The following is an 8,103-nucleotide window of genomic DNA, read 5'->3' on the forward strand; positions in this document are numbered from 1 at the left end:
CAGATGTGATCGCCGCCATTGCGTCGGCGTCATTACTGCCTCAATTTAGCGTCATTGCCCGTCAGGCCCGTGCACTTCATGTCAGCGAACTCGTTTAGCCAGTCTTTGCGTCGCCTTTGGGCGTTGGATAAGTTCAGTTATAGCGTGCGGGTCTTCATCGCCCTGACCGGCAGCATGGGGTTGTGTTGGTACCTGGACGAGATGGCGCTGCTGATTCCCTTGTTCCTGGGCATCATCGCCAGCGCCCTGGCCGAGACCGACGACAGTTGGCAAGGCCGCCTCAATGCGCTGGCAGTCACGCTGCTGTGTTTCAGCACCGCAGCGCTGTCGGTGGAGTTGCTGTTTCCCTACCCCATCCTGTTCATCGTCGCCCTGGCCCTGGCGGCATTCGGCCTGACCATGCTTGGCGCCTTGGGCGAACGTTATGGCGCAATTGCCTCGGCCACCCTGATTCTTTCGGTCTACACCATGATCGGCGTGGACCAGCGCGGCGTCGCCGTCAACGATTTCTGGCACGAACCCCTGCTATTGGTCGCCGGTGCCGCGTGGTACGGCGTGCTGTCGGTCGTGTGGCAGGCATTGTTTTCCAACCAGCCGGTGCAGCAAAGCCTGGCGCGGCTGTTTCGCGAACTGGGACGCTACCTCAAGCTCAAATCATCGCTCCTGGAGCCGATCCGCCAACTGGACATCGAAGCACGCCGCCTGGAGCTGGCCCAGCAAAACGGTCGGGTGGTCGCTGCGCTCAACAGCGCGAAGGAAATCATCCTGCACCGCGTCGGCAATGGCCGGCCCGGCTCGAAGGTCAGCCGCTACCTGAAGCTGTACTTCCTGGCCCAGGACATCCACGAACGGGCCAGCTCGTCCCACTATCCCTACAACGCCCTGGCCGAGGCGTTCTTCCACAGCGACGTGCTGTTCCGCTGCCAACGCCTGCTGCGCCAGCAAGGCAAGGCCTGCCAGGCGCTGGCCGAATCGATCCAACTGCGCCAGCCATTCATCTACGACGATACTTTTGCCGAAGCCCTCAACGACCTGCACGCGTCCCTCGAACACCTGCGCATCCAGAGCAACCCGGCCTGGCGCGGCTTGCTGCGGTCGTTGCGAGCCCTGTCGGTGAACCTGGGCACCATGGACCGCCTGCTCAGCGACGCGAGCAACCCCGACGCCCTGGCCGACGCCACCGACAGCAGCCTGCTGGACCGCTCGCCGCGCAATCTCAAGGACGTCTGGCTGCGCTTGCGTACGCAGCTCACGCCCACCTCGCTGCTGTTCCGCCATGCCCTGCGCTTGCCCCTGGCCCTGAGCGTGGGCTACGCCATGGTGCACCTGATCCACCCGTCCCAGGGCTATTGGATCATCCTCACCACGCTGTTCGTCTGCCAGCCCAACTACGGCGCCACCCGGCGCAAGCTCGGCCAGCGGATCATCGGCACCGCCATCGGCCTGACCGTGGCCTGGGCGCTGTTCGACCTGTTTCCCAATCCGCTGGTGCAATCGTGCTTCGCCATTGCCGCCGGGGTGGTGTTCTTTACCAACCGCACCACCCGCTACACCCTGGCGACGGCGGCGATCACCGTCATGGTGCTGTTCTGCTTCAACCAGGTGGGCGACGGCTACGGGCTGCTGCTGCCACGGTTGTTCGATACCTTGCTGGGCAGCCTGATCGCCGGGCTGGCGGTGTTCCTGTTCCTGCCCGACTGGCAAGGTCGGCGGCTGAACAAGGTGTTGGCCAACACGCTGACCTGCAACAGCATTTACCTGCGCCAGATCATGCAGCAATACGCTGCCGGCAAAAGCGACGACCTGGCTTATCGCCTGGCCCGACGCAACGCCCACAACGCCGATGCCGCGCTGTCCACCACGCTGGCCAACATGCTGATGGAGCCGGGGCACTTCCGCAAGGAAGCCGACGTGGGCTTCCGCTTCCTGGTGCTGTCCCACACCCTGCTCAGCTACCTGTCAGGCCTGGGCGCCCATCGCGGCACCGAGTTGCCGACGCAAGTACGCGAACAATTGATCGACGGTGCCGGGGTGAAACTGGCGGCGAGCATCGACGAAATCGCACAAGGCCTGGCAAGCAAACAGCCGATCGCGATCCAGAGCGATGAAGAGGAAGCCCTGGCCAGTGAGTTGGAGCAGATGCCCGATGAGATCGACGAAGGACAGCGGTTGGTGCAGACGCAATTGGGGTTGATCTGTCGGCAGCTGGGGCCGTTGCGCACGTTGGCGGCGCATCTGATCAAGGATACTGGCGAGGCTTGAGGGTTGTGGTGAATGGGCCGCCCCCTTCGCGAGCAAGCCCGCTCCCACAGGAGTACGCATTCCAAATGTGGGAGCGGGCTTGCTCGCGAAGAGGCCAGTCCAGGCAAATCAACCTTTAAGCTCACATACCATGTTGCTTGAGCAACCGGTCATAACTCCCATCCGCCTTCATCGCCGCGATCGCCCGATCGAACCCGGCCACGATCTGCTCATGCTCCGGGTTCTTCAGGCTGACCAGGATGTGCAGGCTGTTTTCGCTCAAGGGCTTGGGCAGGAACTCCACGGCGCTGCGCACCGTGGGCGATTCACGGGCCAGGTAATAGCGGGCGACGTACTCGTCCTCCAGGGTCAACTTCACCCGGTCGGCCGCCAGCATGCGCACTGCCATGGCGAAATTGTGCACCGGCACTTTCTGCATTTTCGGGTCTTCGTCGAACGCCTTGGAATAGGCGTAACCGCGCACCACGGCGATGGGATACGCACGCAACTGGGGCAGGCTATCAAACTGGATCGCTTCGTCCTTGCGCTTGATGAAGCGCACGCGGTTGAGCAGGTATTCGGCCGAGAACCGGCCTATGTGCGTGCGCTCCTCGCTGTACCAGGCATTGATCAGCACATCATAGCGGCCCTCGCCGATACCCAGCATCGCCCGGGCCCAGGGCACTTGTTCGAAGTCCGTGGCATAACCGGCCCGCGCCAGGGCCGTGCTGACGATGTCGGTCGCCAGGCCGCCATTGATCAGGGTGGAATCGGTAAAGGGCGGCCAGGCATCGGCAACCAGGCGCAACTTCTGCGCACAGGCCTCGTAGCTCAGCAACAGCAACCCGATCAATGCAAGAGCTCGATGCAATCGCGGCATGCCAAACATCCTTGACGGGTTCAAAGCCCGGTTTGTTTTTAGCCCAAACCCAACGGGCATCCTCGGACACCCGGTCCTAACATTAGCTCATTGGAACCGCTGCGCAGCGCTGCCATGAAGATTACACAAAGACGACAGTCCCGCGACAAAGGAATGATGGCATTTTGGTCTTTGTCACAGATTTTCGGGTCGTGCAAGCAAGAGACTTCCGAGCCAAGCACGCTTACTATCGGCATCAGGTTCTTCAGGAAATTCAAAAAATGGATATCGAATGGGTCTGCAAACATCACACTGACCTGAGCAAGGAGCAGCTGTATGCCGTCCTCAAGCTGCGCGCCGAGGTGTTCGTCGTCGAGCAGAACTGCGCCTACCCGGACGTTGACGGCCTGGACCTGGAGGGCGACACCTGCCACTTGATGGCCTGGCACGACAACCACTTGGTGGCTTACCTGCGCCTGCTCGACCCGCACTCGCAAAACAGCGACGTGGTGATCGGGCGCGTGATCATCGCGCCACAGGCACGCGGCCAGGGGCTGGGCCATACGCTGATGGAAAAGGCCCTCAAGCAGGCCGAGAAGCATTGGCCCGGCGTATCAATCTCGTTGTCGGCCCAGGCGCATTTGCAGGGGTATTACGGGCGGTATGGGTTTGAAGTGGTGGGGGTGGAGTATATGGAGGATGGGATTCCACACATCGGCATGCATCGTCCTTAAGATCCCCTTCGCGAGCAAGCCCGCTCCCACAAGGGTTCCGAGGTGGACACAGATTTTGTGCCCACAGAAGACCACACTGTGGGAGCGGGCTTGCTCGCGAAGGCGTCAGCCCAGACACAACCAGTATTCAGGGATACTCAAGCACCGCCTTGATCCGCGGCAAATTCCCCTCGATCCACCCCCGATCGATCGCCCCCCAATCGCGAATCCGATACCGCCCGGCATGGTTGCGCGCGCCGTCCTCTTGCTCGAACTCACACACGATATCCAGGTCAGCCAGCGCGGCGATGGTGTCCTGGGCGGTACGCCGGGGCATGCCGGTGGCTTCGGTGAGCGCCGGGACGTTGCTGGCCAGGCCGCTGTCGATCAGGTAAGCCACGTACAGGCGACGGTAGAAACTGGTCTTGGTCTTGCTCACGTCCATCCGGTCATTCCTTGTGAGGTTGCAGGTCCCGCCAGGTCAGGTACACCCGCAGGTCGAATTCCAACTGGTGATAGCCCGGCAGCATGTGTTCGCAGAGTTGGTAGAAGGCCTTGTTGTGGTCTGACTCCTTGAAGTGCGCCAGCTCGTGCACAACGATCATCTTCAGGAACTCGGGCGCTGCGTCCTTGAACAGCGCCGCGATGCGGATCTCCTTCTTGGCCTTGAGCTTGCCGCCCTGCACCCGCGACACCGCGGTGTGCAGGCCGAGGGCGCGGTGGGTCAGGTCCAGGCGACTGTCGAACAACACCTTGTCGATGGCCGGTGCGTTACGCAGGTATTGCTGCTTGAGGTCCAGCGCATATCCGTACAGGGCCTTGTCGCTCTGGATTGGATGCCGACCCGGATAGCGCTGTTGCAGGTATTCGCCCAGGCGGTCCTGGGCGATCAATTGCTGCACTTGGGCTTGCAGGGCGGCAGGATAGGCCTGGAGGTATTTGAGCGCGGTCATCAAGAGGGCAACACAGTCACAAGAGGCCGCCAGTGTAGCGAATTCAGGCCTGCACCGCGCTCCAGTCGAAGGGCGTGGCGAAGGCATTGGTGTCTTCGGCCATCAACGGTCGCGCCACGAGGAACCCTTGCACGTACTCGCAGCCATGGGCCTGCAGCCACTGATACTGCTCGCGGGTTTCCACCCCTTCGGCGATCACCCGCAAGCCCAACTGCGTACACAGGTCGATCACCGAGGCCGCCAACGCCGCATCCCGGGGCGACCCTGGCAAACGGGCGATCAAGTGCCGATCAAGCTTGAGGGTATCGAGTTCAAGGTCGCGCAGATGCGCCAGCGAACAAGGACCCGAACCAAAGTCATCCAAGGCCACCCGCACGCCCAGTTGGCGCAGCAGACGCAATTGCTTTTGGGTTTCATCGGGGTTGCGCATCAGCGCATCCTCGGTCACCTCGACCTCCAGTTGCCGAGGCTTCAAGGCATGGCGTTCCAGGACCTGGCGCAACTCGGTCACCAGGTTCGGCATGCCGAATTGAGTGCTGCTCAGGCTCACGCCCAACACCAGGTCGTCCGCGAACAAGCGCTCCCAGACTTTGCGCTGGGCCGCGCTGCGATGATAGATCCAACTGCCCAACCGACTGATCAACCGCGCCTCTTCCAGCAACGGCAGGAACAGCCCCGGCGGCACATCGCCGACGCTCGGGTGCTGCCAGCGCAACAGCGCCTCGAATCCGCGGATCCGCCCGTCGACGATACTCACCTGCGGCTGGTAGACCATATTGAAATCACGGTTCTCGATAGCCGAGCGCACGCTCTCTTCCAGCATCAGCCGTGAACGGGCCCGACCGTTCATTTCGTGATCGTAGAAACGGTATTGCTGGCGGCCGGCACGCTTGGCTTCGTACATGGCGATGTCGGACGCCCGCAGCAGCCCATCGAGGTTGGCGCCACAGTCGGGGTAGGTCGCAATGCCGATGCTGGCGCCGAGCGCCACGTCCATGCCTTCGATCTGCTGGCAGATCGCGACGCGCTCGATGAGCTTCTCCGCGATCTTCGCCGCCTGCTCGGGAAACTCCAGGTCCAGCAACGCCGTGAACTCATCCCCGCCCAGCCGCGCCAGGATATCGAAGGGGCGCAGGCACGCCTTCAACTGCTCCGACACCCAGCGCAAGACCCGGTCCCCGGCATCGTGCCCGAGTGAGTCGTTGACCCGCTTGAAGCCGTCGAGATCCAAGTACAGCAACACCCAGTTGCTTTCCAGGCGCTCGCTGCGCATCAACAGGTTTTCCGCGGTCTGGTAGAAACCCCGGCGGTTGAGCAAGCCGGTCAACGGGTCCGTGACGGCCTGGTATTCGAGTTGCTGGTGCAAATGGCGCACCACCGACATGTCCTGGAGCGTCACCACCATCGCCTTCTGCTCCGACGGCAACGGGGCGCAGGACAAGGCCACCGACACCTGCTGGCCGGGTGCCGTGCGCAGCACCGCGTCATGCAATCGCCAGGTTTCACCACGCTGATAAGCGTTGTGGATATCGGAACCGATCCATTCGGGGATGTGCGGTTTTTGCAGGAAATCCAGGAATGGCATGTCCTGCAACTGCTCGGCGGTGGCATTGAGCAAGCGGCAGGTGGACGGGTTGGCGAAGCGGATGCAACCGTTCTCATCCACCACCAGGATGCCTTCGGCGGCGTTGTCCAGCACCGAGGCATTGAACGCCCTGGCCGCTTCGAGATCCTGGCTCAGGCGCTGCAAGGCCCGGCGATTGCGCTGGTGCTCGAGCAACGCCTGGACCTTGGGCTTGAGGATTTGCGGATCGAAGGGCTTGAACAGGTAGTCCACCGCGCCACTGGCGTAGCCCTTGATGACCGCGTCCTGGGACTGCTCGTTGGCGGTCAGGAAAATGATCGGCGTGAGCCGCGTGCGCTGGCTGCCACGCATCAGGCGCGCCACTTCGAACCCGTCCATGTCGGGCATCTGCACATCCAGCAGCACCAGGTCGATGTCGTGCTCGAGCAGCAGATTAAGCGCCTCGACCCCCGAGGACGCAGTCATCACCCGCCAATCCTGACGCTGCAGCAAGGCCCGCATGCTGAGCAGGTTTTCAGGGTAATCATCAACAATCAAAAGGACAGAGCTGTCTTCGCCGGGCGTTGGTTGCGCGCGTTCCATGCTGCTTCTCTTATCGGGCGCCACGTCCGTTTTTACGTAGCAAAGCGGACAAATACTGTCCCCTCACTCTAGACCGTGATTTTGAAAAGCAGTAGGTGTCAACGCGCCATCATCCAGACAAAGCCCGAAATAGCCGACTAACGGTCACCCTCCCCAGGCACAGAAACTGCAAAGACCTCATCGACGAACAATTGACGTCAAACATCCGCCGAACGGTCTACAAGAAAAGCCCAAGTCCAGCGTTCCGAACGCTTCAAAAGGGCGGTTTAAAGCCTCCCGCTACGGCATTCACCTTCACACCTTTGATACGCAGGACCTGGACATGATCGATCTCGCAACCTGGAACTTGAGCATCCCCGAGGGCGCCCCTCCGGCAACCATTGAAACCTCACAACTGGTTCAAGGCTTCAAGAACCAGTACTTCAACTCAGAAACCGGCACGGTGTTTTTCTGGGCCCCCGTGACAGGCGCCACGACGGCCAATGCTATTTACCCACGCAGCGAACTGCGCGAAACCAATAGCGACGGCACCTTGCGCAATTGGCTTTACCCGTCGGCGGACAACACCTTGCGCGCGACCGTCACCGTCAACCAGGTGCCCAGCACCGGCAAGATCGTGATCGGACAGATTCACACCAAAGACAGCACCAGTCCGATGGTGAAACTGGAATACCAATACAAAACCTACAGCTCCACCGGAAATATCGTCGCCAAGGTGCGTCTTCGTCCGGACGACGCGACGGGCCAGGTCATTACCATCGCCACGGGCGTGACCCTCAACCGGAGTTTTTCCTACATGATCCACCTGAGCCCGAAGGGCGCACTCGGCATCACGGCGGCGGGCTACAACTGGCGAACCACCGTTGATCCGAGCTGGAAAGTCAAACCGCTCTATTTCAAGGCGGGTGTGTATGTGCAGGACAATACCGGCTACGTCACCGAAGGTGGGAAAGTGACGTTCAGCCTGCTGGAAATCAAACACACCACGCTTTGAGTGCAACCTGCTGCGTCGTAATAGCGGCACGGAACGCTGCTATCGGCGCCCCTCCTTAGAAAGCATCCGGCTTGGGTAATGCCTGTCAGTTAAGTGGATAGCACGGGCAAACACACAACCGTGGCGAGGGAGCTTGCTCCCGCTGGGCCGGTCCGACGCCTCGGGCGTAGCAGCCC

At 61.4% G+C, this 8,103-nt stretch carries 7 protein-coding genes; 3 read left to right on the top strand and 4 right to left on the bottom strand.

Annotation, left to right across the window (positions count from 1 at the left end):
• The first annotated feature begins 78 nt into the window (after positions 1-78).
• Positions 79-2,262, top strand: a complete 2,184-nt coding sequence (yccS, locus tag HU715_RS23785; protein ID WP_186707112.1) for a YccS family putative transporter — start codon at positions 79-81, stop codon at positions 2,260-2,262.
• A 121-nt stretch (positions 2,263-2,383) separates the two neighbouring features.
• Here the strand turns inward: yccS and HU715_RS23790 are convergent, their stop codons facing one another.
• Positions 2,384-3,121, bottom strand: a complete 738-nt coding sequence (locus HU715_RS23790; protein WP_186707111.1) for a substrate-binding periplasmic protein — start codon at positions 3,119-3,121, stop codon at positions 2,384-2,386.
• Between the two features lie 260 nt (positions 3,122-3,381).
• On the opposite strand from HU715_RS23790, the gene HU715_RS23795 reads away from it, so the two are divergent.
• Complete coding sequence (locus HU715_RS23795; RefSeq protein ID WP_186707110.1) at positions 3,382-3,834, top strand: GNAT family N-acetyltransferase; 453 nt, start codon at positions 3,382-3,384, stop codon at positions 3,832-3,834.
• 127 nt (positions 3,835-3,961) lie between these two features.
• Here HU715_RS23795 and HU715_RS23800 read toward each other — a convergent pair whose 3' ends face one another.
• The 3 genes from HU715_RS23800 to HU715_RS23810 are packed head-to-tail and all read right to left on the bottom strand — an operon-like array spanning position 3,962 to position 6,933.
• Complete coding sequence (locus tag HU715_RS23800; protein WP_186707109.1) at positions 3,962-4,258, bottom strand: winged helix-turn-helix domain-containing protein; 297 nt, start codon at positions 4,256-4,258, stop codon at positions 3,962-3,964.
• Between the two features lie 4 nt (positions 4,259-4,262).
• Entirely contained in the window at positions 4,263-4,766 is a 504-nt protein-coding gene (locus HU715_RS23805) for a M48 metallopeptidase family protein (protein ID WP_186707108.1), read from the bottom strand.
• Between the two features lie 43 nt (positions 4,767-4,809).
• Complete coding sequence (locus tag HU715_RS23810) at positions 4,810-6,933, bottom strand: putative bifunctional diguanylate cyclase/phosphodiesterase (protein ID WP_186707107.1); 2,124 nt, start codon at positions 6,931-6,933, stop codon at positions 4,810-4,812.
• 322 nt (positions 6,934-7,255) lie between these two features.
• Between HU715_RS23810 and HU715_RS23815 the strand changes: the two genes are divergently transcribed.
• A complete protein-coding gene (locus HU715_RS23815) occupies positions 7,256-7,927 on the top strand; it encodes a polysaccharide lyase family 7 protein (protein WP_186707106.1) in 672 nt (223 codons plus the stop codon).
• The last annotated feature ends 176 nt before the right edge of the window (positions 7,928-8,103 follow it).

It is taken from the genome of Pseudomonas zanjanensis (genome assembly GCF_014268745.2).
GTDB classification, from domain to species: Bacteria; Pseudomonadota; Gammaproteobacteria; order Pseudomonadales; family Pseudomonadaceae; genus Aquipseudomonas; species Aquipseudomonas zanjanensis.